General features: G+C 64.5%; 28 protein-coding genes. 13 read left to right on the top strand and 15 right to left on the bottom strand.

Annotated features, from left to right (window positions below; genetic code table 11):
• The first annotated feature begins 466 nt into the window (after window positions 1-466).
• Window positions 467-1422, top strand: a protein-coding gene (locus tag MKK67_RS11245) for an IS630 family transposase (protein WP_243964451.1) whose coding sequence is annotated in 2 segments (ribosomal slippage) — window positions 467-818 and window positions 818-1422 — 957 coding nt in all. Because the reading frame shifts where the segments join, the coding sequence is not laid out codon by codon here.
• A gap of 309 nt (window positions 1423-1731) precedes the next feature.
• On the top strand, window positions 1732-1941 hold the full coding sequence (locus MKK67_RS11240; protein WP_243964435.1) for a hypothetical protein: 210 nt from the start codon (window positions 1732-1734) through the stop codon (window positions 1939-1941).
• Window positions 1942-2099: 158 nt separating this feature from the next.
• Here the strand turns inward: MKK67_RS11240 and MKK67_RS11235 are convergent, their stop codons facing one another.
• The 4 genes from MKK67_RS11235 to MKK67_RS11220 all read right to left on the bottom strand — a co-directional run bounded on the left by MKK67_RS11235 (window position 2100) and on the right by MKK67_RS11220 (window position 4379).
• Complete coding sequence (locus tag MKK67_RS11235; RefSeq protein ID WP_243964433.1) at window positions 2100-2465, bottom strand: hypothetical protein; 366 nt, start codon at window positions 2463-2465, stop codon at window positions 2100-2102.
• Window positions 2462-2761, bottom strand: a complete 300-nt coding sequence (locus tag MKK67_RS11230) for a hypothetical protein (protein WP_243964431.1) — start codon at window positions 2759-2761, stop codon at window positions 2462-2464. Before MKK67_RS11230 ends, MKK67_RS11235 begins: the two co-directional genes overlap by 4 nt.
• Window positions 2762-2851: 90 nt before the next feature.
• The gene (locus MKK67_RS11225) at window positions 2852-4141 is read right to left on the bottom strand and encodes an IS256 family transposase (RefSeq protein ID WP_409568391.1); all 1290 of its coding nucleotides are present in this window, start codon (window positions 4139-4141) and stop codon (window positions 2852-2854) included.
• On the bottom strand, window positions 4110-4379 hold the full coding sequence (locus MKK67_RS11220; protein WP_243964429.1) for a hypothetical protein: 270 nt from the start codon (window positions 4377-4379) through the stop codon (window positions 4110-4112). Before MKK67_RS11220 ends, MKK67_RS11225 begins: the two co-directional genes overlap by 32 nt.
• 57 nt (window positions 4380-4436) lie before the next feature.
• Here MKK67_RS11220 and MKK67_RS11215 point away from each other — a divergent pair, with 57 nt between their 5' ends.
• Window positions 4437-4628 carry a hypothetical protein gene (locus tag MKK67_RS11215; RefSeq protein ID WP_243964427.1) on the top strand — a complete coding sequence of 64 codons (192 nt, stop codon included), beginning with the start codon at window positions 4437-4439 and terminating at the stop codon, window positions 4626-4628.
• Between the two features lie 515 nt (window positions 4629-5143).
• Here the strand turns inward: MKK67_RS11215 and MKK67_RS11210 are convergent.
• From MKK67_RS11210 to MKK67_RS11200, 3 genes are all read right to left on the bottom strand, one after another.
• A complete protein-coding gene (locus tag MKK67_RS11210) occupies window positions 5144-5623 on the bottom strand; it encodes a PAS domain-containing protein (RefSeq protein WP_243964420.1) in 480 nt (159 codons plus the stop codon).
• Between the two features lie 77 nt (window positions 5624-5700).
• Window positions 5701-5943 (bottom strand): DUF6894 family protein, encoded by a 243-nt coding sequence (locus tag MKK67_RS11205; protein ID WP_243964417.1) that lies wholly within the window; start codon window positions 5941-5943, stop codon window positions 5701-5703.
• Between the two features lie 276 nt (window positions 5944-6219).
• Window positions 6220-6837, bottom strand: coding sequence for a PAS domain-containing protein (locus MKK67_RS11200; RefSeq protein WP_243964409.1), 618 nt, complete (start codon window positions 6835-6837; stop codon window positions 6220-6222).
• A 601-nt stretch (window positions 6838-7438) separates the two neighbouring features.
• On the opposite strand from MKK67_RS11200, the gene MKK67_RS11195 reads away from it, so the two are divergent.
• Complete coding sequence (locus MKK67_RS11195; RefSeq protein WP_243964402.1) at window positions 7439-7918, top strand: PAS domain-containing protein; 480 nt, start codon at window positions 7439-7441, stop codon at window positions 7916-7918.
• 196 nt (window positions 7919-8114) lie between these two features.
• Here MKK67_RS11195 and MKK67_RS11190 read toward each other — a convergent pair.
• Window positions 8115-9070, bottom strand: a protein-coding gene (locus tag MKK67_RS11190) for an IS630 family transposase (RefSeq protein ID WP_243964394.1) whose coding sequence is annotated in 2 segments (ribosomal slippage) — window positions 8115-8719 and window positions 8719-9070 — 957 coding nt in all. Because the reading frame shifts where the segments join, the coding sequence is not laid out codon by codon here.
• Between the two features lie 151 nt (window positions 9071-9221).
• Here MKK67_RS11190 and MKK67_RS11185 point away from each other — a divergent pair.
• Both MKK67_RS11185 and MKK67_RS11180 read left to right on the top strand, forming a co-directional pair.
• The gene (locus tag MKK67_RS11185; protein ID WP_243964384.1) at window positions 9222-9626 is read left to right on the top strand and encodes a low affinity iron permease family protein; all 405 of its coding nucleotides are present in this window, start codon (window positions 9222-9224) and stop codon (window positions 9624-9626) included.
• 75 nt (window positions 9627-9701) lie between these two features.
• A complete protein-coding gene (locus MKK67_RS11180) occupies window positions 9702-11321 on the top strand; it encodes a methyl-accepting chemotaxis protein (protein ID WP_243964375.1) in 1620 nt (539 codons plus the stop codon).
• A gap of 34 nt (window positions 11322-11355) precedes the next feature.
• On the opposite strand, the gene MKK67_RS11175 is transcribed toward MKK67_RS11180, so the two are convergent.
• Both MKK67_RS11175 and MKK67_RS11170 read right to left on the bottom strand, forming a co-directional pair.
• A complete protein-coding gene (locus tag MKK67_RS11175) occupies window positions 11356-11679 on the bottom strand; it encodes a hypothetical protein (protein ID WP_243964367.1) in 324 nt (107 codons plus the stop codon).
• A 94-nt stretch (window positions 11680-11773) separates the two neighbouring features.
• The gene (locus MKK67_RS11170; protein WP_243964365.1) at window positions 11774-11944 is read right to left on the bottom strand and encodes a hypothetical protein; all 171 of its coding nucleotides are present in this window, start codon (window positions 11942-11944) and stop codon (window positions 11774-11776) included.
• Between the two features lie 348 nt (window positions 11945-12292).
• Here MKK67_RS11170 and MKK67_RS32775 point away from each other — a divergent pair, with 348 nt between their 5' ends.
• Window positions 12293-12553, top strand: a complete 261-nt coding sequence (locus tag MKK67_RS32775) for a hypothetical protein (RefSeq protein WP_313899012.1) — start codon at window positions 12293-12295, stop codon at window positions 12551-12553.
• A 186-nt stretch (window positions 12554-12739) separates the two neighbouring features.
• The gene (locus MKK67_RS11165) at window positions 12740-12967 is read left to right on the top strand and encodes a hypothetical protein (protein ID WP_243964363.1); all 228 of its coding nucleotides are present in this window, start codon (window positions 12740-12742) and stop codon (window positions 12965-12967) included.
• A 404-nt stretch (window positions 12968-13371) separates the two neighbouring features.
• Here the strand turns inward: MKK67_RS11165 and MKK67_RS11160 are convergent, their stop codons facing one another.
• The 4 genes from MKK67_RS11160 to MKK67_RS11145 form a co-directional block, all read right to left on the bottom strand.
• Window positions 13372-15570: a putative bifunctional diguanylate cyclase/phosphodiesterase gene (locus tag MKK67_RS11160; RefSeq protein ID WP_243964361.1), complete on the bottom strand. Its 2199-nt coding sequence runs from the start codon at window positions 15568-15570 to the stop codon at window positions 13372-13374.
• Window positions 15571-15607: 37 nt separating this feature from the next.
• The gene (locus MKK67_RS11155) at window positions 15608-15910 is read right to left on the bottom strand and encodes a hypothetical protein (RefSeq protein ID WP_243964347.1); all 303 of its coding nucleotides are present in this window, start codon (window positions 15908-15910) and stop codon (window positions 15608-15610) included.
• 7 nt (window positions 15911-15917) lie between these two features.
• Window positions 15918-17609 (bottom strand): methyl-accepting chemotaxis protein, encoded by a 1692-nt coding sequence (locus MKK67_RS11150; protein ID WP_243964544.1) that lies wholly within the window; start codon window positions 17607-17609, stop codon window positions 15918-15920.
• A 432-nt stretch (window positions 17610-18041) separates the two neighbouring features.
• On the bottom strand, window positions 18042-18803 hold the full coding sequence (locus MKK67_RS11145) for a hypothetical protein (protein ID WP_243964338.1): 762 nt from the start codon (window positions 18801-18803) through the stop codon (window positions 18042-18044).
• 347 nt (window positions 18804-19150) lie between these two features.
• Between MKK67_RS11145 and MKK67_RS11140 the strand changes: the two genes are divergently transcribed.
• From MKK67_RS11140 to MKK67_RS11120, 5 genes are all read left to right on the top strand, one after another.
• Window positions 19151-19354 carry a hypothetical protein gene (locus tag MKK67_RS11140; protein WP_243964329.1) on the top strand — a complete coding sequence of 68 codons (204 nt, stop codon included), beginning with the start codon at window positions 19151-19153 and terminating at the stop codon, window positions 19352-19354.
• A gap of 132 nt (window positions 19355-19486) precedes the next feature.
• Window positions 19487-20986: a DUF2252 domain-containing protein gene (locus MKK67_RS11135; RefSeq protein WP_279601577.1), complete on the top strand. Its 1500-nt coding sequence runs from the start codon at window positions 19487-19489 to the stop codon at window positions 20984-20986.
• Window positions 20987-21049: 63 nt separating this feature from the next.
• Window positions 21050-21373 (top strand): integration host factor subunit beta, encoded by a 324-nt coding sequence (locus MKK67_RS11130; protein WP_243964325.1) that lies wholly within the window; start codon window positions 21050-21052, stop codon window positions 21371-21373.
• Window positions 21374-21739: 366 nt separating this feature from the next.
• Complete coding sequence (locus MKK67_RS11125) at window positions 21740-21982, top strand: hypothetical protein (RefSeq protein WP_243964316.1); 243 nt, start codon at window positions 21740-21742, stop codon at window positions 21980-21982.
• A 73-nt stretch (window positions 21983-22055) separates the two neighbouring features.
• A protein-coding gene (locus tag MKK67_RS11120) for an IS630 family transposase (protein ID WP_243964314.1) occupies window positions 22056-23113 on the top strand; the annotation gives its coding sequence in 2 pieces (ribosomal slippage) (window positions 22056-22548 and window positions 22548-23113; 1059 coding nt in all).
• Between the two features lie 1155 nt (window positions 23114-24268).
• On the opposite strand, the gene MKK67_RS11115 is transcribed toward MKK67_RS11120, so the two are convergent.
• A complete protein-coding gene (locus MKK67_RS11115) occupies window positions 24269-24688 on the bottom strand; it encodes a hypothetical protein (RefSeq protein WP_243964305.1) in 420 nt (139 codons plus the stop codon).
• Window positions 24689-25052: the final 364 nt, after the last annotated feature.

The following is a 25052-nucleotide window of genomic DNA, read 5'->3' as shown; positions in this document are numbered from 1 at the left end:
GTCGCAGCACGATCTCCCTCATCCTGGTCGGACGCCCAACGGTGACAATGCTTAAGCCCACAATGGCGCCCGTCGGTGGTTCGCTCGTTGCGCATGGCGGCTTGCCTGTAGCGGCACAGGCGCACGAGACATGCGATCTTCCTCCAATCCTCGCCATGGCCTTGTGGCCGTGGACTGACATCGTCGAGACTGCGACGGGCAGGATGGGCGACGCGGTGCGGCTGACAGCCGAGAACACGGTGGCGAACCTGCGTCGCCGGATCGTACCGACATCCCGACTAGAAACAGCGATGGAGGACGCCCTGGTCGCCTCCGATGCGCTGGCACACGACCTCGATCAATGCGGCTCGTCTCGCTTAGATATGCGAATGGAAGCGCTAGAGCCGTGTCCGGCTGGGTTGAATCGTTGGGGGTAGCGGGCAGTCTGCGGATCTGATTCGATGTTGGGCTTTCCGAGGAGGTCTGGATGCCGTCAGCGCTATCGATGGATCTGCGAGAACGCGTGATCGCGGCGATCGAGGCGGGAGCTTCGCGCCGACAGGCGGCCAAGCGCTTCGGGGTCGGCCCATCCAGCGCGATCCGCTGGCATGAACGCTTCCAGGCGGAGGGCGCGATCGCGCCCCGGCCCTCGTGCGGGCAGCGACCCGCACCGGCCATCGAAGCGCACGCTGAGCGGATCCTTCAGGTCGATCGGGAGCAGCCGCAGGCCTTCCTGCACGAGGTGCGTGATATCCTGGCCGAGCAGGGTGTCCGCACGAGCGTCAGCGGGCTGTGGCGGTTCTTCGCCCGGCATCGGATCACCCGTAAAAAGGGGCTGTCTACGCGGCCGAGCAGGAGCGTCCGGACGTGAGAGCCGCACGGGAGGCGTGGTTCGAGGGTCAACTCGACCTCGACCCCGATGCCGTCGTCTTCATCGACGAGACGGCGACCGCCACGAACATGGCCCGCACCTACGGTCGGGCTCCACGCGGCGAGCGTTGCCGGCTCCTCGTGCCCCAGGGCCATTACAAGACCACCACCGTCACCGCCGCCCTGCGCACCAGCGGCTTGGTCGCCACCACCCTGTTCGACGGGGCCACCAACGGCGCGCGCTTCCGCGCCTACGTCACCGACACCCTGGTCCCGGTGCTGAAGCCGGGTGACACCGTCATCCTCGACAACCTGCAATCCCACAAGGTCGTCGGCGTGCGCGAAGCCATCGAGGCGGCCGGCGCGCGGCTCCTCTACCTCCCGGCCTACTCGCCCGACTTCAACCCGATCGAGCAGGCCTTCTCAAAGCTTAAGGCGCTGCTGCGCACCGCCGCTGCCCGAACCGTCCCAGACCTTTGGGCAGCCATCGCCCGGGCCTTCGCAGCCTTCACTCCAGCGGACTGCCGCAAGTACATCGCCGCCGCCGGATACGACGCTTATGACCCAACCTAAACGACAACAGCTCTAATCGCCCTGAACGCACTGATCTGGCGTCTGGGGAGCGCAAAGCCGACCAAGCAGACGAAAGGGATGGGTCTCGGTTGGTAGGCGCAGCGCTCGCGGAAGCTCATGCTCGGACCTCCCAGCAACCCTTTTCAGGAACTCTCTCTGGATCTAGCCCCATGCCTCCAGGCTATGAATAGCGATCCTGGGCAGGCATAGGCCTACCCCATGCGCCATAAGGTAGCTTCCCGCACTCGGACAGCAGCAAATCTATCTTTTGACGGCGACGGCATCCGTTAGATCGGGGTTGCCTAAGCCATGGATGATACTGCAGCGCTTTTTCGGATCCTCGCGAGAAGTCTCGGCGTCCCGGTAGAGAGCTTCTTCCAGGAGGCGATCACAGATTTGCAGCGCCTCCGTAGCAAAGAGGTGTTTGAGCTTCTGAAGGCCTTCGAGAAGATAGATGGCTACACAGCCCGGCGCCGCTGCATCGAGTTCGTGAAGGCCGAGGCTAACGGAAGTTGGTAGTCATTGGCCTGGTCCACGGTCTCGCCAATACCCAAGCCTTCATCACCCCGGCAATGAGACTTCGCACGGTGCAGTTAGCGAACGCCGTGGCGCGCTTGATGCCGTCGTGTAGGGCTAGGATGTGCGCCAGAGGTGGCACGCGCGGGACGGAGCGCGACTCATGCCGACGGCCCTCGGATCCCGTGCCACGCCATCTCCAGCACGATCGCGCGCCAGCCGGCGTGCGTCGGATCCATCTCGGCTATCTCCACCTCCAACGCCGCGAAGTCCTCGTGCGGGTTGGCGGCATGGAGCGCGTGGCCGATCCGGCGCAGCTCGGCCCGACAGGCGGTGCCGATCGGGTCGGCGGCGAGACCTGGCACGTCCAGAGCATCGGTCGAGGGCGCCGCCAGGGTGTCGGTCCAGGGCCGGCCCTTGGACCATTCGGGGTTGGCTGTGGCGCTGCGCTTCCGCTCGTCCGTGACGACGATGCGCAGGAGGGCATCGGCGGCGGCTTTGATAGGGGTGACAGGTAGGGTCATCATAGCCCCTCCAACTCGGCTTCGAATGCCGCCATCTCCTCGTCGGTCGCTGCCACGGCGCTGCACCAGGCCATGTGAACCGGGATCGGCATCGCGAATTTCGGGATTTTGTACGCGCCGAGGGCATCCCGGCGGGTCTCGGTGCCGACGTCCACGATCAGACCAGTGTCGAGCTGGTTGCGGAGCGTCTTCTGCGAGCAGGCCGGGGGCTCGCCGCATCCGATGCGGTCCAGGGCTCGGCGCTCGGCAGAGGTACGGCCGGGATGGGGGAGGCGGTCGGGGTCGGGCTTGCTGGGCATGCGCAGGCTCCTTTCAGGCTGCATCGTCAGGGGTGCGAGGTTGGGCTGTCGGCCATGGTCGCGAGCGGCTGGTGAGAGCGGGGAGCAACGTCACCTTGTCTCGGCGGCTAATGCGGGCGGCGACACGCTGAGCGTCGGCCAGCGTCGGCACGAACGTCCGGTCGGTGATGACGCCCTCGTCGAGGCGCTCGATGCTCCAGCGATCGGCGACGTAGGCGACGCGAACGCCCGACGCCCTGCCTCGGATACGGTGACGGGGGAGCGGTTCAAGACCAGGTAGAGCAGCTTCAACGCGGCCTCGTCGGTCGGGAAGTGGCCCCGGGCGCGCACGGCCCGGCGCAGCGTGGCGTTCAGGGCCTCGATGGCGTTCGTCGTGTACAGGATCCGCCGGACCTCGCCCGGGAAGGCGTAGAACGGGACCACCTCGCTCCAGGCCCGCCGCCAACTCTGGGCGATGGCCGGGTACTTCCGGCTCCATTGGCTCGCCTCGAAGGCCGCCAAGGCCGCCTCGCCGGTGGCGGCATCGAGGGCGCGGTAGATGTCCTTCAGCGCCGCCGCCACGGCCTTGCGGTCCTTGTAGGAGACGAAGTCCAGGCTGTGACGCAGGAGGTGGACGATGCAGGTCTGGACCATCGCCTCGGGGAATACCGCCCGGATCGCGTCGGGGAAGCCCTTCAGCCCATCGACCACGGCCAGGAGCACGTCCTCGACGCCGCGGTTCCTCAGCTCGTTCATGACCCGCAACCAGAACTTGGCGCCCTCGTTCTGCTCCAGCCACAGGCCGAGGATCTCCTTCGATCCATCGGCGCGCACGCCGAGCGCGATGTGGACGGCCTTGTTCCGGACCACACCCTCGTCGCGCACCTTGATCCGCAGGGCGTCGAAAAACACGATCGGGTAGACTGGCTCCAGCGGCCGGGCCTGCCAGGCGGCGATCTCCTCCAGCACCGCGTCGGTCACTGTGCTGACCAGGTCGGGCGAGACCTCGATCCCGTAGAGCTCGCGCAGGTGCCCGACGATCTCCCGGGTGCTCATGCCGCGCGCGTACATCGACACGATCTTGTCGTCGAAGCCCGGAAACCGGCGCTGATAGCGGGCGATCAGCTGTGGATCGAACGTCGCCTGCCGGTCGCGGGGGATCGCCAGCTCGATCCGGCCGGTCTCGGTGGTGACCGTCTTGCGGCCGTAGCCGTTGCGCGTGTTGCCGGCCTCCTCGGCCGCCAGATGGTGATCCATCTCGGCGTTGAGCGCCCGCTCAGCCAGGGCCTTCTTCAGGGCGTCCAGAAGGCCGTCGGCCTCGAACGCCGTCTTGGGATCGGCGCCGGCCAGCAACTGGTCCAGGAGCGCGTCAGGGATGTGAGGTGCTTTGCGTCGTGCCATCGGGAACCTCCTTCGGATCCACTATGGCCGCCCCCACACGAAATTCCTGACAGTCCCCGTCACGCTCGGCGCGGAGCAGCAGGGCGGACAGATCCTCACCGCGCGGGCCGGTCGACAGGCGAACGATGGCGCGCCGGCGGCGGGACTCATGACCGGCCAGGGGAGTGGTCAGCCGATGATCGAGAACGGCGTTACCTCCCGCCCAGGCAATGATCTCGCGGACGCCCTCTGAAACCATCCTGAACGTTCGGTGCTTCGATTGTGGGGCTGCCACTCGACAGCTACAGCCCCGCCGATGCCCGACAAGTTCAACGCCCTCCTTGAACGCCTGAAAGCGCACCAGCGTACCCTCATCCTGGCGATGGCCGAACACGACGGGCTGCCGGCCGGAAGCGCCTTGCGCCAGGTTGCCGAAATAGAGAACGGCATCGCGGCAGTCGAGGCTGTAGCGGGTGAGGAGGCTGACAGGGAGCGGAAGTCCGGCTGACGGTCACCGGGTCGGCATGACGGCGTTCTTAATTACGCGGGCGGCTACTGCGGCAGGATGAAGAGGGGCGTGATGCGCCTCGAAGCGGTGTCTTACCCGAGAGCGACAGGGGCGCCGGAGCGGGGTTCTGTTCCCTACAGAGCAAGGCACCCGTAGTCACGGATGGTACCGAGAGAGCTGGTCCGCACCCCAAGGTGCACAGGTGTGCAGAGAACATCTCCGAGCGTTTCCGAACAGGCGCGAACGTTCAAGAACGTCGGCGCTGCTTAGGTCTGCGCCGCAGTGCTTCGATCGGCTTCGGTTTGAGGGCGCGGAACGCGCGACATGGGTCCCGGCGCCTTCAGTGCGTATGGTGTGATGCCTTTGGGGTACTGAGCTGTTAATGAGCTTTTGCTGAGGCGCCTGGGCCGGTGCTGAGGTGTCAGCCTTGCTCCTCCAGGATCGCTCCCACAGCTATGCTTTCTTCACGCTCGGTGGCACCGTGCGCCCCATGCGATCCGGGATGCGTCGCCCGCTCAGATATGCCGGAACAGTGCAAGCTCCTGGAGCACGCCCGCCAGCATATCGTCGCCTACGCTGATCGGCTCGTAGCGCCCGTCTGCGCTCATCGCAGGACGGCCGACGCGCCGGACCACCTCGCGCTCAAAGGACACGAAGTTCTCGACCCGCCCATCCGCACTGCGCAACGGCCGGCAGTCGATCTCGGCGCGGTACCGGGTGCCGTCGGCGCGGTAGTTCGTCAGGTAGCCGTGGAAGCGCACACCCGCCGTCATCGCGCGGCGGAAGGAGTCCAATTGCGCCCGACGTGTCTCCTTGCCCTGCATAAAACGCGGGCTCAGTCCGATGAGACTGCCAGGATCGCGCCCTACGAGGCGGCCGAAGGCAGCGTTGACGTACAGGATGGTGGGGCCGGGCAGGTCGATAGTCGCATCGGTGACGACGACACCTACGGGCGCATTGTGGGCGACAGCACGAAGCAGTTCGAGGGCCGTCATCGTGTCAGAGGTGCCGACGTGTGATGGGTCATCTCCAGCATCTAGGGCGTTCCCTGAACCAAACCCTCGGCTCAGTGTCATGCTTCGTTCGCGAGATCGGATGGGTAGGGGACTTTAGCCAAGGCCGTCCCATTCTCGTTCAGGATGGCCACGTGCCAGTGGAACGGGTCTGCGGCACCTGCGGCGCGCTCCCTGAGGATGCGTTTCCAGATCTCCAAGGCTTCGATCTCTGCCGCCTCGAGGTTGGGTAGGTCGATCCCACGGTGGTCACGCGTCACGTCCTCGCCATCGTGCAGGACATCAAAAAAGTAGCGTGGCATCTGCCCTCCCGAGATGCTGAAGCTATCTGCTTTCGCAACACTGGCGCGTGCGTTCAAGGCCTGTCATGCCAAAGTGTTGCAGCGCCCGAGGTCGGGCTGAATTGGGTGCACAGGGCAAGGCACAAGCCCCTATCGTTGCGAGTAGGATCGCCAGCGCTCCGGGTGCCTGTATCAGCCGCTGATAAGGGGTAACGGGGGAGTGCAGGGGTCAGCGGTCAGCAGCTGACTGCAAAGTGCATTACTATCTGTGGTTATCAGCTGAGCTAATCATCTTCGTCAATGCAAGTTCGAGGGCCGCTCGTCGTCCTGCAAAAGCGCGAGTTCTCGACCGATCGCCAGGAGCAACGCATCCACTTTCTGGCGAAGGAGGGGCGAGCCGTGCTGCAAGATCGCCTCGCGGGCCTCTAAACAGCGGTCTGCGGCTTGGATGATCGCATTCTCCTCGTGCACGGCAGGGCGGGCGACATACCCCTCACCCGCATCACTGGCCTCCCGGCTCTCGGTGATGTCGATCATGATGCCTCGGCAGCGTAGGGCTCGCCCATCTTCCCCACGGTAGATCCGGCCTCGGCAAAGGAGCCAGCGTATGCCTAAATCCGGGCATACAACCCGATACTCGGTCAGAAACAGACCACCGCTTAGCGTCTCAAGGATCATGTCGCGCATCATCCACTCGCGATCTGCAGGATGGACGTTGGCGATCGCTGCATGCCCCCTCACGGGATGGCCGGCGAGGCTTCGGTCCCCCGTGTGCAGAGCCGCAGCTTCCTCATCATAGTACACGCAGCGGTTCAGAAGGTCCCACTCCCAAGTGCCGACGACCCCCGAAGCGACAAGGCTGGTTCGCAATTCCTGAGGACGGGCCAGGTTCTTCGGGGCGGTACGCTTGGGCATCCTGTGCGCCTCCTCAGGACCGACATCATCGGTCGCGCACAATCAGACTTAGCGGAGGCCATACACCCGTGTCGATTGCAATTTAGTTTACGCTTGCAACCAGCGGGACTTATGGGCCAGATGCCGGCAGGATCGATAGCCGAGGATCATCATGGGCAGGAAGGCTTGCAAAGCTGCGTCTCAATGCCTTGGCGAGACCAGCCCTAAACCCAAAGGCTCTGTCTCTTCGGCGGCCGCTGAGCGTTTGAAAGTTATCGCATCATCTCTCAACATGCCAGTCGAGACGTTCCGAATGACACATTCGGTCGCACAAATTCCGAAGACATTCAAATCACGCCATGAAGAAGCAGAAGAACTTTTGCGGATATATTTTGCCATTGATGATGTAGCGTCACGGTTGAACTTTCTTGAAATACTTAAGATCATTCCATTGTCGAGATAAAATTATCAAATATTTATTTTTAAGATTGCGCTACTTAAACGCGCACCTCAAAACATTGCACTCCGCTCTGCTGGTGAACCGAACGGCATTTACGCAGTTGACCATCATGCGTTACTCATGAGGGTCGCACGTCTTGCAAATCATTCACATTCTGGCCCCGTGACAGCGCTCGAACTGATCCGGGCCTTTGCCCACGATACTGCTGTCGGCATCGTCGTCACAGAGGTGACAATCGATCCCCCTGGCCCGATCATCCTCTATGCCAATCCCGTCTTTTCGCGGTTGGTCGGACGCGACCTCGATCAGATCATCGGGCAGAGCCCACGCTTCATGCAGGGCAAGGAGACACGCGAGGAAACGCTCGATATCTTCCATCGAGCCCTCGCGGGCGGCAAGCGCTTCCACGGCTACCTGACCAACTACCGCGGGGATGGCACCAAGTACCGGGCCGAGATCGATTGTCGCCCCTTGTGTGATACAACCGGTTGGATCGAGGGCTTCGTTGCCTTCGAGCGAGAGGTGATCAGACGCGTCGGTCGACCCGCTTCCGGCGCTGCGGGTCGCTATGAGCCCGTCGGAGAAAGCTCTGATCCACTGGCGGGTATCCTACAAGCGCTCTCGGTGTTCGGGGAAGCGTAAGCGGAATGCTGGTGGGCTAGCCGACGCTCTCGGCCACCTCGCGGCTTTCTGCCAGCGCTGCCACATGATCCACGACCGGCCAGAGCATCAACGGAGACGGTGGCGCACGCTGTTCCGGCGGAAGGCGATGGGCGACCTGTTTGGTGGGCCCTACGTCTGATCGGACATGAACAGCCCCGATTAGAGCCGTGCCCTTTCAGGTTGGCTCATCGGCATCGTATCTAGCTGCAGTGAGGTAGTTTCGGCATTCGTCCGGTCGGACGGCGGCGAACGCGTCCTCGATGGCGATGGTCAGGTCAGCGGCGGTTCGTGCTGCAGCCGTCCGGAGGAGGGCTTTGACCTTGGCAAAGACCTGCTCGATCGGATTGAAGTCGGGACTGTAGGGCGGGAGGTAGAGAACCCGTGCACCGACCGCCTCGATGGCCTCGCGCACCCCGGCGACCTTGTGGGCGTTCAGATTGTCGAGGATGACGGTGTCACCGGGCCTCAGCACCGGAGCCAGGATGTCGGTGACGTAGGCGCGGAAGCGCATACCATTCGTGGCTCCATCGAAGACGGTCCTGGCGATCAGTCCCGTGGCGCGCAGGGCGGCGGTGATGGTGGTGGTCTTGTAGTGCCCATGGGGCACGGCGATCCGGCAGCGCTGACCGCACGGAGCACGACCATAGCGGCGGACCATTTTCGTCGTGGCCGCCGTCTCGTCGAGGAAAACCAGGCGATCTGGATCAAGGTCGGGTTGCCCATCGAACCAGTCCTCGCGCGCGGCCCTCACATCCGACCGCTCCTGCTCGGCCGCGTGGACAGCCCCTTTTTACGGGTGATCCCATGCCGGGCGAAGAAGCGTGACAGGCTGCTCGTGCTTGCCCGGACGCCGCGTTCCGAGAGCCTGTCGCGCAGTTCCCGCAAGAAGGAGAGCGGGTGTTCTTCGTTGAGCCGAAGGATCAGGGCGGCCTGCGCTTCCAGACGCTGCGAGTTGCGGTCGCCGCCCATGGGCTTGGGCGCGATCTTCCCGTCCTGCCGGAAGCGCTCGTGCCAACGGACCGCGCTGGCCGCCCCGACCCCGAAGCGTTTGGCCGCCTGACGCCGCGATGCACCCGCTTCAATCGCGGCGACCACACGCTCGCGCAGATCCACCGACAGGGCTGAAGGCATGGCAATCCTCCATCACAAGCCCATCCAGTGAATCACAGGCCAGCCAGATCGCCTACCCCAAGCGATTCAACCCGCCAGGGCACGGCTCTAGTGCGGAAACACAACCATGTTATCTAAGCTTAGCAGCCTGATGCGCTGAGCTTGAGGAGCGATGTTGGACCGTCCCATCATAGGCCTTGCGGTGTGGCTCTCGAAGCCTGTCGGCTTCCTGGTAACCTGCTTCACGGTCGCGGCAGGTCTCGGCGCTGGTGCTCTCCTCAGCTTCAACGACCATTGGGCGCTGGTCTTCAACCTGTTCTTGTCCATCGCCGCCATGCTCCTGGCAGGCGTGATTTTGGTGGCCGGCGCCCGTGACACCTCCGCGATCCAGATCAAGCTGGACGAGCTCATCCGTGCAGTTGAGAACGCTGATGATCGCCTAGTCGGCATCGAGGAGCGTAGCGCCGAGGAGCTGGAGTTGATCAGGCAGGACCGGCAGCCGCCATTGGGCGCAAACGTCGGGAACGAGGCCGAAGGAATGGCTGAGCACGGCGTTGCTCGCCCGAGCTCGGTTTGACCGCTATGGGCGGTGTCGTCATGGATGCGGCCCTCGTTCGGGGTGGTCCGTAGGTCTGACTGAATGGGACCGAACATGCCGAACACGTTTGGCCTCAACCGCACGCTGGGCGGCGCCATCGGCGTCATCGCGCTGGTGTCGGTCCTCAGCAGCAGTGCGGTCCTGCTCACGCGGAACCGGCTGCAAGACGCGACAGACGCCCTCGACCGATCAACGCAGGTGGCCCGCAGCCTCGACACCTTCCGTACCGCCATGCTCAATCAGGAAACCGGGCTGCGCGGCTACCTCATCACCGGACGCGAGAGCAGTCTCGAACCCTATCGATCGGGTCGGCCTACCCTGGATGAGACGATCAACCGCTTGAGGACCTTGATCGGTAGCGATACAGAGCGGTCGCACCTCCTGGCCGATGCCGTAACAGCAGCCCGCGCTTGGCAGAGCGATATCGGCGAGACTGCCATCCGAGACGCAGCTGATCCAACGACACGATCAGAGGCGGTTCGGATCGAGGCTGAAGGCAAGGGCAAGCAGTTCTTCGATACCCTGCGTGACACGCTCGCCACCATCGACGCTCTGGAAGAGCAGGCCCGTGCGGCGCAAACCCTGCGCGTGGCACAGGCGGGGCGCGACGAGAGCCTCGCTCTGTGGAGCGGCACGCTGCTCACCCTCCTGATCTGCGTGGGTATATGGATCGCGATCAACCGCCTGATCGTGCGGCCGCTCGTGCGCGTGATGACCTTCGTCGAGGGGGTGGGCGTGGGCGACCTGTCGGGCAAGCTGGAAATGCGCGCCGGCGGTGAAGTCGGCCGGCTGGGCGCCACCCTTAACACCATGGTGGGCGGTCTCTCCGACCTAGCGCGGACCAACCGGGCGGCGACCGCGGACCTAAACGCGGCGGCGGCGGAGATCCAGGCATCGGCGCAGGAGCAGGCGGCCTCGGTCGAGGAGCAGTTCGCCGCCGTGCAGGAAACCGCCGCCACCATGGATGAGATCACCCATACGGGTGAGCAGATCGGCAAGCGCGCCACCGAGGTGATCGCCACCGCCCAGGCCACCGCCCAGACCTCGCGGCAGGGCCTGCGCGCCGTCTCCGACACCGCCAAGGCCATGGACGCGATCCGCGAGCAGGCCGAGGCGGTCGCCGGCAACATCGTCAGCCTGTCGGAGAAGACCCAGACGATCGGCGACATCATCGAGACGGTCAACGACATCTCGGAGCGCACACATCTGCTCGCGCTCAACGCCGCCATCGAGGCGGCGGCGGCCGGCGAGAGCGGGCGCAGCTTCGCTGTGGTGGCCTCGGAGATGAAGCTGCTGGCCGATCAAGCGAAAGCGGCCACCGGCCAGGTGCGGGGGCTCCTGGGCGAGATCCAGCGGGGCATCAACACCTCGGTGATGCTGACCGAGGAGGCGGTCAAGCGGGCGGCGGCCGGCAAGACCCGCTCGGACACGACGCAGCGGACGATCGAGGAGATTACCGCCAAGGTGGAAGAAGGTGCGCAGATCTTCCAGCAGATCGTGGCCTCGACCAACCAGCAGCAGCTGGGGATCGAGCAGGTGATGGGCGCGCTGCAGAACATCCGGCAGGCCAGCCAGCAGACGGCAGCGGGCACCCGGCAGGTCGAGGCGGCCTCGGCCAACCTCACCGACCTCGCCCAGGCGCTGATGGCCCTGGCCGAACGATACCGGCACTGAGACCGCTACCGCCGATCCGCTCGGGCTAATTCACCTATGGCTTGGCTTCGAGGAACACCTGAGCCTGCGCGATAAACAGGTCGATCTGCACGATGCCATCGTTGATCGCGGTGATCAGGTTGGCGTTGGCTTCGTCAATTTGAGCGTTACCGCTTGGCTCCCGTCCGCGCAGGTCAGCGAGCACGGCCGTCATCTGCTCCCGTTGCTCTCGTAGGTCGGCGAGGATGATCCCAGCCCGTGCCGCCTGCAGGCTCGTCGCTTGGCCGGCGACTAGCAGCTTGACCGCGTTGGCATCAACTCGGTCGAGGGCAGACCGCGCCTGATCTCTCCTGCGTAGTGGGACGATGCCTTCGCTCATGATACTGCGCCAGCGGGTATCCGGCCCCACAAAGGTGGATGTCGTTTCGGCTAGAATACACGCTTGGAGCTCGACATCGTTATGGCGGCTGTCATCAAATTCCCTCGGCCTGATTGCCTGCCTGCGACGCGCGCCGTTCCATCGCCAAGCTGAAGGCGAAGGCCGACGCCGCCGCCCGAACCGCCGAGGCCACCAGAGTTTTGCGCGGCCAGGTGCAGGCCGGGTTGAAGCCGCCCGCCGGGAAGCTGTTCTCCGTAGACGTCACCGCCCTGGCTCTCTGTGGCCCCGCCGGCAGCCTTGGCACGTCGGAGAGGATGGCGAAGACGTTGGCGCCGCTGGCTGCAGAAGGCAGGCATTCCTCCGCGGTCTTGATGGCCGCGGGAGCCTGGGGCGATGAGGCAGCCCTACGGGCGGCTCTCGCAGTCCTCGCCCCGAAGCTTGAGGCGGTTGGCCTGAGAATTTGCCGGCAGAAGACAGGCCTACGAATGGCGAAAATGGCCCCGAGAACAGCTCGACCGTAAATGGAGGAACGGGTTCATCGACGCGCGATTGCCTTGTTACCGCCTGGCGGCCTTCTGCGCTCGATCGGCGGATACATAAGGGAGATACGCCTATGAAAGCACTTCTCGCCCTCGCAGCCATCCTCGCCCTGGGCAGCCCGGCATTCGCTGTTGAAGGTGGCTCAAGCCGTTCAGGGACCGCAAACAGCACGGGCGCGAACGACGCCGGCTCAGGCTCGTCACCCGGTGCAGCCGGCAGTGGCCCTTCGACCGGCGGCATGAGCCGCTCTGGCACAACCAATAGCACAGGGGCCAATGACGCTGGATCGGGATCGAAGCCCGGGGGGACCAGCGGAACGCCTGGGAACCGCTAAGCGTCGGTCGAGTGGGGCGGCCTAACCGCCTCCCCATTCACCGCTCAGCGATTTCGGTTCAGCGCGCGGTCGCAGCTGCCTAGTTGTTACACGGTCCTGTAGACACCAACCGTTAACCCGATTGTCACTCGCTCGCCGCATGTCGGCGGTAGGCACTCTCGCTCCCGCAACAGCTGTGAGCAGAGCATGACGCGAGCCGACCTCGATAAGCGCGCAGAGCTGACCGTGTGGCCTGGCCGGGGGCCAGCGCACGTCGCACAGGGTCACGAGTTCCCGACGCTACGCCAGGCTCTTGCGGCTGCGGCTGAGGCCATAGACGCAGAAGATGCGCAGCCTTGGATCATCACAGAGGACGGCGACATTCTCTCGCCCCGATGGATCAGAGCCAGCACAGGATCAAGCCGCCCGCAATAATGGGCCGTAAGCCGGCGCGCACGGTGCCCAGTTCTCCCGGCATACCGACCCTCACGCCACAGCCCGGCCGAGGCTTCACGGGCGTCCTACGGGGAACTGGCCCGGAGAGCGCCTGTCGTCGCGTGCTTGCCCGCCGCATGCCGTGCAGTGTCGCGAACGCCTCGCGCGCACTGATGGGAAGAACTGCCGTGTAGCAGGCCCGAGACCGGCAGTCGCTGCTCAAGAAGCCGAAGTGCTTCGAGCGCCCAGCCGCTCAGCCGCTCAGCGTCGTCCCGCCACGCATCGCGCTCGGCCTGAACTGCCTCGATCGACGCATGTAGGTTCCCGGGATCGATCGCGGTCTCCGTCGATATGTCCCAAATCTCGGACAAATGCTGGCGCAACTCGGTGTTCTGCCCGCTCAGCTACGCTGCAGTCGATGGTTGGCGCGTATGTTGTTCACGCCCCTGGAAACGTGCAGCGAACTCCGCTGCGGGCAACGGTCGTCCGAATAGATAACCCTGTGCCTCCGGGCAGCCCTTCGAGAGCAAGCGCTGGCGCTGCTCTTCGGTCTCAACGCCCTCGGCGATCACTTCGAGACCGAAGCTGCGGCTCAGATTGATTACCGCCCGCACTACCGCCGCATCCTGCCGATCAGTGCATAGACCACTCACGAAGCTACGGTCGATCTTCAGCCGCGTCAGTGGGAAGCGCTTGAGCAGGCTAAGCGAGGCGTAGCCTGTACCGTAGTCGTCGAACGCGATGCCGACGCCCAGGGTGCGTAAGGCCTGGAGCGTGGCGACCAACCTTGGGTCGTGACGCAGGATGATCGTCTCGGTGATCTCCAACTCCAGATCCTCAGCCGGCAGTCCAGTCTCTGCGAGCACGGCTGCGACCCGCTCAACCAAATCACCATCTCGAAATTGGGCCGCGCAGAGGTTCACCCCAATCCGGAAGGGATGCAGGCCACTTTGCCGCCAAGCCTGTGCCTGGACGCAGGCGGTGCGCAGAACCCAGTCACCGACCCGAGCTGCATCAGGACCGTTGTCGAGCACCTCTAGGAACGCGGCGGGCATGAGCAGACCGAGTTCAGGATGCTGCCACCGGATCAGGGCCTCGGCGCCGACGAGTGCGCCGTCCGATAAGTCTACCTGCGGTTGGTAATGCAGGACGAACTCGCCGTTCTCGATGGCGCTACGCAGCCCGTCGCGGCACGTCCGCTCACGTTGTGCGACCTCGCGCAAGTTCGGCGTGAACAGACAGACGCGTCCGCGTCCATCTACCTTCGCACGGTAAAGGGCGGCATCGGCGCAAGCCAGTAGCTCGTCTTCGCGCTGTCCATGAGCGGGACTCAGGGCGATGCCAACGCTGACACCGAGACGCACGACGAGGTCATCGACATGGTAAGGCTCAGCGAGGGCCTCGATCACCGCCTGGCCGGTGGCAGTCGCCACCAAGGGATCACCGACGCCGGGAAGTACGGCTGCGAACTCGTCGCCACCATAGCGTGCCACTACGCCCATGGTGTCGATGCAGGTACGCAGGCGAGTTGCCGCCAGCTGAAGAACGACATCGCCCACGGCATGCCCGTGCGCGTCGTTGACCTCCTTGAAGCCATCGAGATCGAGCATCAGCACCGTCGCTGGACGATCTTCCAGGATCGCGGCCCCTATCCGACCGCGCAGAACGGCTCGGTTGGGCAGCTCAGTGAGGGGATCGAGATGCGCAAGACGGAACATGCGTTCCTCGAACACGTGCCGTTGGCTGACATCGCGCACGATCACCCCGAAGGCTGCGTGGCCATTCTCGGTCCAAGAGGACAAGGACAGCTCGACCGGAAATTCCCGGCCGTCCTTCTGCAGGCCGATGAGTTCGACGGTACGACCCATCATCCCTGTCGCCGCCCCATGTGCGATACGGCGCAGCTCGCCCTCGTGGCCGCCACACATTCGATCGGGCACCAGGATTGCAATGGACTGGCCCAGAGCTTCGAGCGCCGTATGTCCGAACAAGCGCTCGGCAGCCGCACTCCAAAAGCTCACCCGCCCCAGCGCGTCCGCGCAGATGATGGCGTCGGACGAGGTTTCGGCGATGTGCTCGAAGCGCGACTGAGTCGCTCGCCGGGCCGCCTCGACGCGGCGCAACTCCAGCCGGTCCAGCACGAGACGGGCGAGGTCGACGAGGATACGCCGGTCTCGGCCCGTAAAGGAACGTCGCGGTTTGGGACCGGCGAGGCAGAGCGTACCGATGGCATGCCCGTCCCCGGTACGTAGCGGCACACCTGCGTAGAAGCGGATGAACGGGGCGCCGGTGACCAGGGGATTGTCGCGGAACCGTGGATCTTGGGAGGCGTCGAGCACGACGAGGATGTCGGCTTGCGCGATCGTCCGAGCACAGAATGCGACGTCGCGGTCGGTCTCGCACAGGCTTAGGCCGACCTTGGCGTGGAAGACCTGCCGGTCCCGGTCGACGAAGGAAACGAAGGCAGCCGGTGCGCCGAGCAGGCGGGCGGCGAGTTCGACGATGTGGGCGAGCGACGGGTCTGGCTCGGCATCGAGGATCTCGTGCTCGGCCAGCGCCTGAAGCCGAGCCTCCTCGTCATTCTGTACGGGTGTAGATCGCACGGGAGGGCTCCGGATCGAACGGGTGAGCGCGGCTGAGTCAGCGGATGGGGTCACCTTTCATGTCGGGCGCTGCGCCGACATTCGGATCGGGGTAGGCGCGGGCGAGAGCAGCGAGCCGCTCAACCTTGGTGAGGCAATCGTTCAAATCATCGTTCGCGCCGATCTGCGCGAGTTCATGGCGCAGAGCCCCCACCAGTGTCTCCAACGACAGGCCTAAGCTGTGGATCTGCGCCCCACGCGGGCCGGTGACGCCCTGCTCGATCATCTCAGCCAGAGAAGCGCTCAGCCGACGCGCGCCCTCGACGCTGATCTGAGGTGTCATGGTGCGGATCTCGGCCATGACGGCCTCACGCCGCCCGGACAGTGGCGAGGAAGCGCCCGACCTCGGCCGCGAGGTGCTCGCACTGGCGCGATAGCTCGGAGGATGCATCCAGTACCTGGCTCGCTGCTGCCCCTGTCTCTTCCGCAGCACTAGCTACGCCCGAGATGTTGCTCGTCACCTCACCCGTCCCCATCGCCGCCTGGCTGACATTGCGGACGATCTCCTGGGTCGCCGCGCCCTGCTCCTCCACGCCCGCCGCGATCGAGGTCGCCACGCCGCTGATCTCGCGGATCCGCCCGGTGATGCCGCCGATCGCCGTAACCGCTTGGCTGGTCGAGGCCTGGACCTGGGCGATCTGGCCTGAGATCTCACTCGTGGCCTTGGCGGTTTGCTCGGCCAGGGCCTTCACCTCGGAGGCCACCACCGCGAAGCCTTTGCCCGCGGCACCGGCACGTGCGGCTTCGATCGTAGCATTGAGCGCTAGCAGGTTGGTCTGTCCCGCGATGTTCGAGATCAAGCCAACCACATCGCCGATGCGTGCCACGGCGCTGCTCAGCTCCTGCACCAAGGCGCTGGTTTGGTCGGCCTCGACCACCGCGAGGTGCGCGAGGCTAGCCGATCCATCGACCTGCCGCCCGATCTCCTGGACGGATGAACCGAGCTCCTCCGCTGCTGCCGCCACGGTGTTGACGTTGCTGGCGGCCTCCTCGGCCGCGGCTGCCACCGCGCCGGACTGGGCGGAGGTCTCACCCGCCATCGCCGACATTGCGCCGGCCGTAGCCTGCAATTCGGTTGCGGCAGCGGACACGAGACCGATGATCCCACCGACTGCGGCCTCGAAGCTGTCGGCCATCTGGCGCATGCCGGCCTTGCGCTGCTCATCGGCGGCCAGTCGCGCCTGCGCGGTTTCAGCCTCTAGCTGGCGGGTGCGGATCAGATTGTCCTTGAACACCTGCACGGCAGAGGCCATCGCGCCGATCTCATCGCGGCGCGCACGATACGGCACCTCGGCTTCTGCGTTGCCGCCGGCGAGCACACCCATCGCCTGGGTCATGGTTTGGATCGGACGAGAGACGCGCAGCAGTCCAAAGGCAGCGGCGGCGCAAGCGGCGGCGAGTGCCAGTGCCACGGCGATGTAGGCGGCCAGTGAGGCGGCATCGGCTTCGGACATGGCCGCGTCAGCATCGCGACGAGCTCCCTGCTCGTTCAGGGTGACGTCGCGCGAGAGATCGGCGCGGGCTTCGTCGTAGAGGTTTGCGGTCTCGGGTGCGCTCATCAGCTTGAGAGCAGCCGGCTGCTGACCGGCCTCCATCAGGCGCCGCATCTCGGCATCTACCTGTTCGAAGCGTCCCCAGGCAGAGGCGAAGGCACCATAGAGAGCGCGCTCCTCCTTTGAGGAGATCAGTGGCTCGTAGGTCTTTCGGGCCTGAGCAAGTTTCTCATGGGTTGTGGCGAGCTTGGCCTCGTTCTCGGCCAGATGAGCTTGCGTATCGGACAATATGAGCAGACGCAGCTGCTTGATCCGGACCTCGGAGGCTAGCTCTCGCATCTGACCAGCAGCGACAACGGACGGCAGCCAGTTCGCCGCAACCTCGGCGACGGAGTGACGGATCCCTGCGAGCTTGACGATCGAGAGTGCGCCCTGGCCGGCAGCGATGAGGGCGAGCAAGCCGAAGGCGGCCGAGAGTGCCGCCTTGAGGGAGAGTTGGAGGCGCATCATTCAGCTTTTCGCAGGAATAAAAACAGTCCTCGCACTATAGTCGGCGGCGAGATTAGACAAAAATATTGAGTGCATTCGTTAATTAATGGTTTATTCCCGTCTATATCGAACCAATCGGCCAATATGCAGCGCCAAACAGACGCTAAATCACATCAAATGACGGTTTTCTTACCTGCTGCATCCAGCTTCAACCACTAATTGCGCGTTCACTCGCGGGATAAAGCCCATTACCTCGTCGTCGACAAATCCGTCATTTGATAATTTCCCGACGTCTCGCTCAGGATGGAGCGTGCAATCTGACGGAACGCTGCACCTTCCCGCATCTGCGGATGCCACAATCCTCTGATCAACTGCCTTGCCGCAGAAGCATAGGCTGATACGGAAAACGACCATCGGCTTCCGTTCGTCATACCGTCCGACCGCAGACCCTCACCGCATGGCTCGCCCCGCCCCACCACCCGCGCGGATTCTCGCTCTGGGTGATCGGTGGAAGTCGTCAGCCGCTTGTCGGCAGCCCTTCTTCGATTCCGTATCCACAACCTGCCTCTGTGGATCTCCTCTATCCGTGGGGTGAATCGGTTTGCACCCTATGCTGCCCCAGAGAGCAGGCGCCGCGGATCGTCCTCCCCGCCGAAGCCAAGCGAGCCACTCCCGGCTGATGATGCGGATCACGTTCGGATCCGACTTCCGGCCCTGGTGACGCCGCTCCTGAATGGTCAGCAGCCCGTCACCCTCGGCCAACCGGATAGCTCCTTGAGCCAGCCGCCGGCAGACACCGGCACGCGCTGCGATGGCGTCGATGCACAGCCCGCAGGCGCCGTTCCTGGCGACCTCGTCGCCGACGATACGCAGGACCGCGAGCTGCCCGGTGGTGAACCGGGATCCGAGCGCAGGCGGCATCGGGCCGGAGAAGGCCAACCGGCGACGGCGCTCAATCGCTACGGATCGCTCAGGAGGACGCTGGAGGCGCTTGGGTGGAAACAGCGTCACACGGCCGAGCGGAATGCCAACGGGCGCCACGGCCTCCCGTATCGCAGTCCTACGGGCATGCAGCGCCTCGGCGAGACCCTGCGCCTCGGTATCGGTGACGGTCTCGGCGGCGTGAGCCTGCCAGATCTTGCGCGACAGGTCGTCGAGCTGCGCAAGTGTCCGTGCGCCCTCGATCGCCTCCCGCATGGTGGCGTGAAACATCGGTCCCGGTCCCTCACGGGCCGCGGCAGGGTCCAGGCAAAGCCTTCCCGTTGACGGAAACGAGTTCCGTCTTGACACCCCGGGGGGTCTCATGGCTTGTGGGGGGTATTCACTCCGGCCCCACAGGCCCTCGGAATTTTCAGCAGCCTCTTCCTTGCCGGGAAGGGGCTGTTGGCTTTTCAGGGTCTATCTCGCGGCGACGGTCTCCTGAATTGCCGGCTCTCGACTCGCCGAGGCGTGTCAGACCGGAACACCCCATGTCGACCGGGGCGCATAGCTAAGTCAACGTTGGGACCCAAGTCGATAGCCCACGCATTCCCGGTGGTGCACACAGGGCCCCACTGAGCATGATCGCGCCGACCCCATCGGACATCGGTCGCACGGTCGCCTACCACGACCGACCAGAAGCGAAGCCTGAGCTGGGCATCGTCACATCGTTCGACAGGTTCTTCGTGTTCGTCCGGTATGGCGCCGACCTCCACAGCCGGGCGACCAAGGCTAGTCACCTCGAATGGGCTGGCTCCACCTCATCAAATCGCTCGCAAGGCTGATTGGAGAACTCGTCGAGACGGTGTGCCTGCCACGACGGGTATCCAAGGGTGCGCGATTAAGCCCACGTTCGTTCAAGGTGTTTATTCCGTGGTCAGGCCGTTAACAGGGTCTGGAACGGACAGGCGGTGTCGATGGAACGGTCAGCGCATCCTTTGGATACTTCGTCCTCGGGAGACGATAGGCAGGACGCGGTGGTTGAGGCTGCTGAAGAAGCCGTCCTAGAGCCATTGGCTGACTTCCCGCGCATCGACCTACGGACAGGCGTAGAGCCGTGGGACAAGCGTCGTGCCGCGGGGAAGACCCTCCGGCTCGAACTTCCCCATGCCGCTCACGCTGCACTAGAGGTCGGTACCGATCGCCCCGACCCAGTAGCGCTGATTGAGGAGGCCCACGAAGGGCGGCAGTCGCACCTAATCCCCCTACGTGTCGCCCGCATGGCATCCTCGTCGTTCGCATTCCTACGGGGCGCGGCTCAGGTCATGGCATGGGATCTCGCTCAGGGCCCGCGTGGTGCGATCCAAGTAGTGATGAACGGCGATGCCCACATCTCGAACTTCGGGCTATTCGGCTCGCCACAGGGTGACGTCGTACTTGACCTCAATGACTTCGATGAGGTCACCGTCGGGCCGTGGGAGTGGGACCTAAAGCGGCTCTGCGCCAGCATTGAGGTCGCGGCTCGGGACGCTGGCGCAGCCGTGCGTGAGCGTCGCCAGGCGGTCTTGAGCGCTGTCTCAGGCTATCAGCACACGATGGACGATCTGGCTCCCCGTGGATCCCTCGACGTATGGCAGCGGGCAGCCCGAGCCGACGACCTTGAGTTCACAGGCATCGAAATCGACACGCATTCACAAGCCGTCGTGCGCAAAGCCGTCGAGAAGGCACGCCGCAAGAATAACAAAAGCCTGCTCGATCGAGTGGGCGAGCGACGAACCGATGGCGGTTGGCGCTTCCGCGAGGAGCCGCCGATCCTCGTCCGAGTCGACGAGGCGACCCGTCAGGGCGTCACCTCAGGCTTGGAGCATTACGCCGAAACCCTGCCGCGTGAGCGCCGGTTCATGCTCAGCCGCTATCACGTCGTGGATGTGGCTCACCGCGTGGTTGGTGTTGGCAGCGTCGGGACGCGGGCCTACGTTGCGCTGCTGTGCGGCAACTCGGACCAAGACGTTCTTTTCCTGCAGGTGAAGGAAGCGGTTCGCCCAGCTCACGCACCCTACCTGCGCGGCATGCCGGACCCCTACGCAAGTCACGAGGGCGAGCGGGTAATCTACGGCCAGCGCCTGCTCCAAGCGGTCGGCGACCCGCTACTCGGCTGGACCACCATCGACGGGCGGCCGTTCTACGTCCGCCAGATGAAGAATATGAAGGGTGAGATCCCGGTGGCCCGCATGGTGGGGCAATCGCTCTCCTTCTTCACCCATGCCTACGGAGCGCTGCTAGCCAAGGCGCATGCTCGGACGGGCGACGCCGCGGCGATCGCCGGGTACTGCGGCCATGATGGGCGTTCCGACCTGCGCGAAGCTCTCGCGGACTGGGCACACGCTTATGGTGATCAGAATGAGGCGGATTATCAGGCATTCCGTACTGCCATCGCCTCCGGCCGGCTTCATGCCGCCGCGGATCCACACCTATAGTGTGGTGTGTGCGACGCCTGTTAGGTCGACACATACGCCGCAGCGAAGCTTCTGTGTATAGGCATGATCCGATCTGAGCTCATCGCCCGCGTTGCGGAGCAGAACCCGCACCTCTACGAAAAGGAAATTGAAGCGGTCGTCTTAACGATCCTCCGTGCGATGTCAGATGCCCTGGCTCGTGGAGACCGTGTAGAACTGCGCGGCTTCGGTATGTTCGAGGTCCGGGAGCGGGACGCGCATACTGGACGGAACCCGCGAACCGGTCAGACGGTAGCAGTCGAGGCTAGAAGTGCCATCTATTTCAAGCCTGGCAAAGGGATGCAGACGCGGCTCAATCAGAGTACGGTCAGCAGTGAAGAAATGGCGGGCGTTCTCTCAGTATCTTGAGTATCAGGGATAGCCTCAGCCGGCTCGCCAGGATCGGGGCCAAGCTGCCCAATTCAGTCAGCGTTCACGATTGGGTTCTTGTCCTAGCTTCGCGTCCCCTGAGAGGCGTGATGCATACAGAGGACGCCCCTCGGCCCGGTTCGCCTCAATCCGTTCACGCAGCAAAACCGCTCTGCGTGCGATCGCTTCCGCGTCGCACGTTCGGCATGGGCCACCACGGCCGGCAGCACGACAGTTACCGGGGTTCTTGCAGGACGAACGGGGCATTGTTGCCCATCATAGGCACCTCGCTCAATCACCGCCACGCTCGGGCAGCTGCATTCCGCGACCTAGTTCTGCCGAGCTTGCCGGCCTATTGAGGCCCGCATGGCCAAGCGCACACGACAGCTCCCGCAGGATCGCGGCACCGTCCTGTTCGATGTCGTCTTCGAAGATGGCAGCCGCGCCTCGAACCGGCATGTGCCGATGGAGATCCTCGGTGGCCTAGATGGCGATCAGCCGGCCCGCGATCTCATCGAGCAGCAGGAGGCTGAGATCGCCGAGAAGGCCGGTCGAGCGCCGCGAGCGATCCAGACCCTAATGCGAACGGCTAATACCAACCCTCGTTGAGCAGGACTCACGGGGTAGCATCAGCGGCTGAGGGGTGATTCTATCTTCGGGTTTGGAGCCCGAGGAGGATGTCATGGCTGCTCCGCTACCGCTGCGGTCAGACTTTGACGCTGACGGTCTGCGCACCTTGGCCAAGTGCGCGCGTGATCCCGCCCAAACACGGCGCCTGCTGGCTTTGTCGGCGATCTATGCGGGCGGCTCGCGCTCGGCCGCTGCCGCTCTCGGCGGGGTTGGGCTTCAGACGGTGCGGGACTGGGTCGTAGCGTTCAACGCGCACGGTCCGGACGGGCTGATCGGCGGCAAGGCGCCTGGGGCCCGCCCGCGCTTGAACGTCGGGCAGCGGGAGGCGTTGCGCGCGTTGATCGAGCAGGGGCCGATGCCGGCCGCCCACGGGGTGGTGCGCTGGCGGCTGGTCGATCTCGCCCAGATCCTGTTCGAGGATCACGGCGTGTCGGTGTCCGAGCAGACGCTGAGCCGGGTCCTGCGAGCCATGGGCTACCGCAAGCTCTCCGCCCGCCCGCGCCATCACGCCCAGGACCCGGACGCCATCCCCGCTTTTAAAAAGCCTTCCCCGCCCGCATGGCGGAGATCGCGCAGGCCGTCGGCGGCAAGCCGATAGAGGTCTGGTTCGCCGACGAGGCTCGGGTCGGCCAGAAGAACACGATCACCCGCCGCTGGGCCAAGCGCGGCACGCGACCTGCGGCGCCGAAGGACCAGCGCACCGCCTCCGCCTACATCTTCGGTGCGATCTGCCCCGCCCTCGGCAAAGGGGCCGGCCTCGTCATGCCCCGCTGCACCACCGAGGCGATGGCCTTGCATCTCGAAGAGATCGCCCAGGTCGTCGCCCCCGGTGCGCACGCCGTACTGCTGCTCGATCAGGCGGGCTGGCACACAACCAAGAAACTCGTCGTGCCCGCCAACATCACCCTATTGCCCCTGCCGGCTCGCTCCCCCGAACTCAACGCCGTGGAGAACCTCTGGCAGTTCATGCGCGACAACTGGCTCGGCAACCGCGTCTTCAAATCCTACGCCGACATCCTCGACCACTGCTGCCACGCCTGGAACACCCTCATCGACTTACCCTGGCGCATCATCTCCATCGGACTGCGCGCCTGGGCTCATGGGTTTTGATCAATGAGGATCGGTATCAGCCGGTCTCCCAGCCGAAGCTGCCGCAATCGTTCGCGCCTATCGGTAGGCCAGCAAGGCTGATGCAACCGTGCGGGCCTACACGTCAGACGCCCGAGTGTTTCAGAAATGGTGCATCCGGTCGGGTTCCGATCTCTGCCAGCGAGCACCGAGGTCGTAGCCGCCTTCATTCTCTCAGAGGCGGAGGAGGGGCGAGCGGCTTCGACGCCGGGTCGCCGGCTTGCTGCGATCCGATATGCACACAAATTGGCTTGTGCCACCGACTCGACAGAGGATGAGGGCGTTCGGGCCGCGATAAAGGGTGCTCGGCGCAAAGTTGGCGTCTCGCCGATCCAGAAGGCGGCCGCAACGGCCGAGATCCTGGCCGCGGTGCTAACGCAACCGTTGGTGTCGGCTCAGAGGCCGCTGGATGATTGGTCATGAGCGGCCATCCCAAGAGCCCTGTCCAAGCCTACCATCGGTTTCCCCAGGATATCTCGCTCTGTCACCGTAAGGGCCTCCGCACGCCGGCTCCAAGCCCCGCGCGGGCCGACAAATTCAAATTGTACCACCCGCTCGGCGGGCCTCCTCATCCGACTACGGGTGCCTTGGTCTGTAGAGGCTGAAACCCGGCTCCTGCGCCCCTGTCGTCCCCGGATGTGGCACCGCTCCAGCCCCTCTGGCGCCCCTCTCCTCCCGCCAAAGAGTGCGTGCTGATGCCCGCCGTGACAAAGGATGCGCCGCCATTTTCGCAAGAGCCCGAGTTAGCGACCGGCGGCTCGAACCATGGGTGACACGGCATCGAACACGTGAATGAGCCGCGCCTCTTGCTACCTTCGCCGATCTGGGCCTGACCGATGAACTTGGCGGCCTTCTGCCAGCGCTGCCACACGCTGCACGACAGGCCCAAGCACCGGCGCCGGCGCTGGATGACGCTGTTTCGCCGGCGCGCGATGGGTGACCTGTTCCGGGGGCCCTACGTGGGCCTATGAACCGATCGACCGTCCTGTCCGATGCCCAGAAAGGTCGGGCTCAGTTAGGGTCTTCAGGGTTTGAAGGGTTTTTCTAGATCGGAGCCCTGGAATTGGCAGGGCTTGCGGTCGTGCAAGTTTGGGCGAGGGGATCCAGGGCAACCCTGAAAACCCCTCAAACCCGAACCTACTCGGCAGCTTCGAACCGCCGCGGCGCCTCCTCGGCACGCACCAGCATGTACCGGTTGCCGTTGTGGGTGTCGGGGCGCACCTCCAGCCGGAAGCCGTCGAAGACCCGGCCGCAGATCCGCTTGAGCCACTTGCCGAGGCGCCGGATCGAGATCGTCCGACCCTCACCGGCCTGGCGCTGCAGCAGGTCGCGGAACTCCGGATGCTCGAAGCCCGTATCGCCGCCTCCGTAGGCCGGTGCCATGGCGTTCACCTTCGCGATGAGGGCGACCGCCGTGTAGCCGGTATTGAGGGCCAGCACCTCCTGCCAGTGCGCGTACAACTCGCGCACCGCCAGGGCCTCCAGATCGCCTTCGCGTGCCGTGTCCATGGTCTTGGCCGGATCCTCGTGACCGAGCCAGACCAGGGCGCTGCGCACGGTATCCGACCACTGCTCGTACGAAGCGAGGCGCGGCAGCTGCCCCGGCCTTGCCGGCTTTCTTATCCTCGAACAGCCGTTCGCAATCGAGAGACGACGGCATATTCGATAAGCGTGTCGGGACGGCGCCAAAACACCGTTTATCCGGCAATAGAAAAGCCGACACGTTTTTCCGACAGAATCGGGACTGTTTCGGGTGGTTCGCGACCCGCCGCTTCGGATCGTCGGGAAAACGATCGTTTTTCGTACACAACTGATCGCGCTACCTACCGTTGCATTCCAATAGGGCTCGCTGACTAGAACTATCCCGCTGGAACGTGGCCGTTCCAATAGGGCAAGATCCTTGGAACGCTGCCGTTGGAAC

Origin of the sequence: Methylobacterium sp. J-072, assembly GCF_022829425.1 — a bacterium.
In the GTDB taxonomy this organism is placed as follows: domain Bacteria; phylum Pseudomonadota; class Alphaproteobacteria; order Rhizobiales; family Beijerinckiaceae; genus Methylobacterium.
Note: the sequence above shows the minus strand (reverse complement) of the source record. Positions and strands in the feature narration are given on the sequence as shown.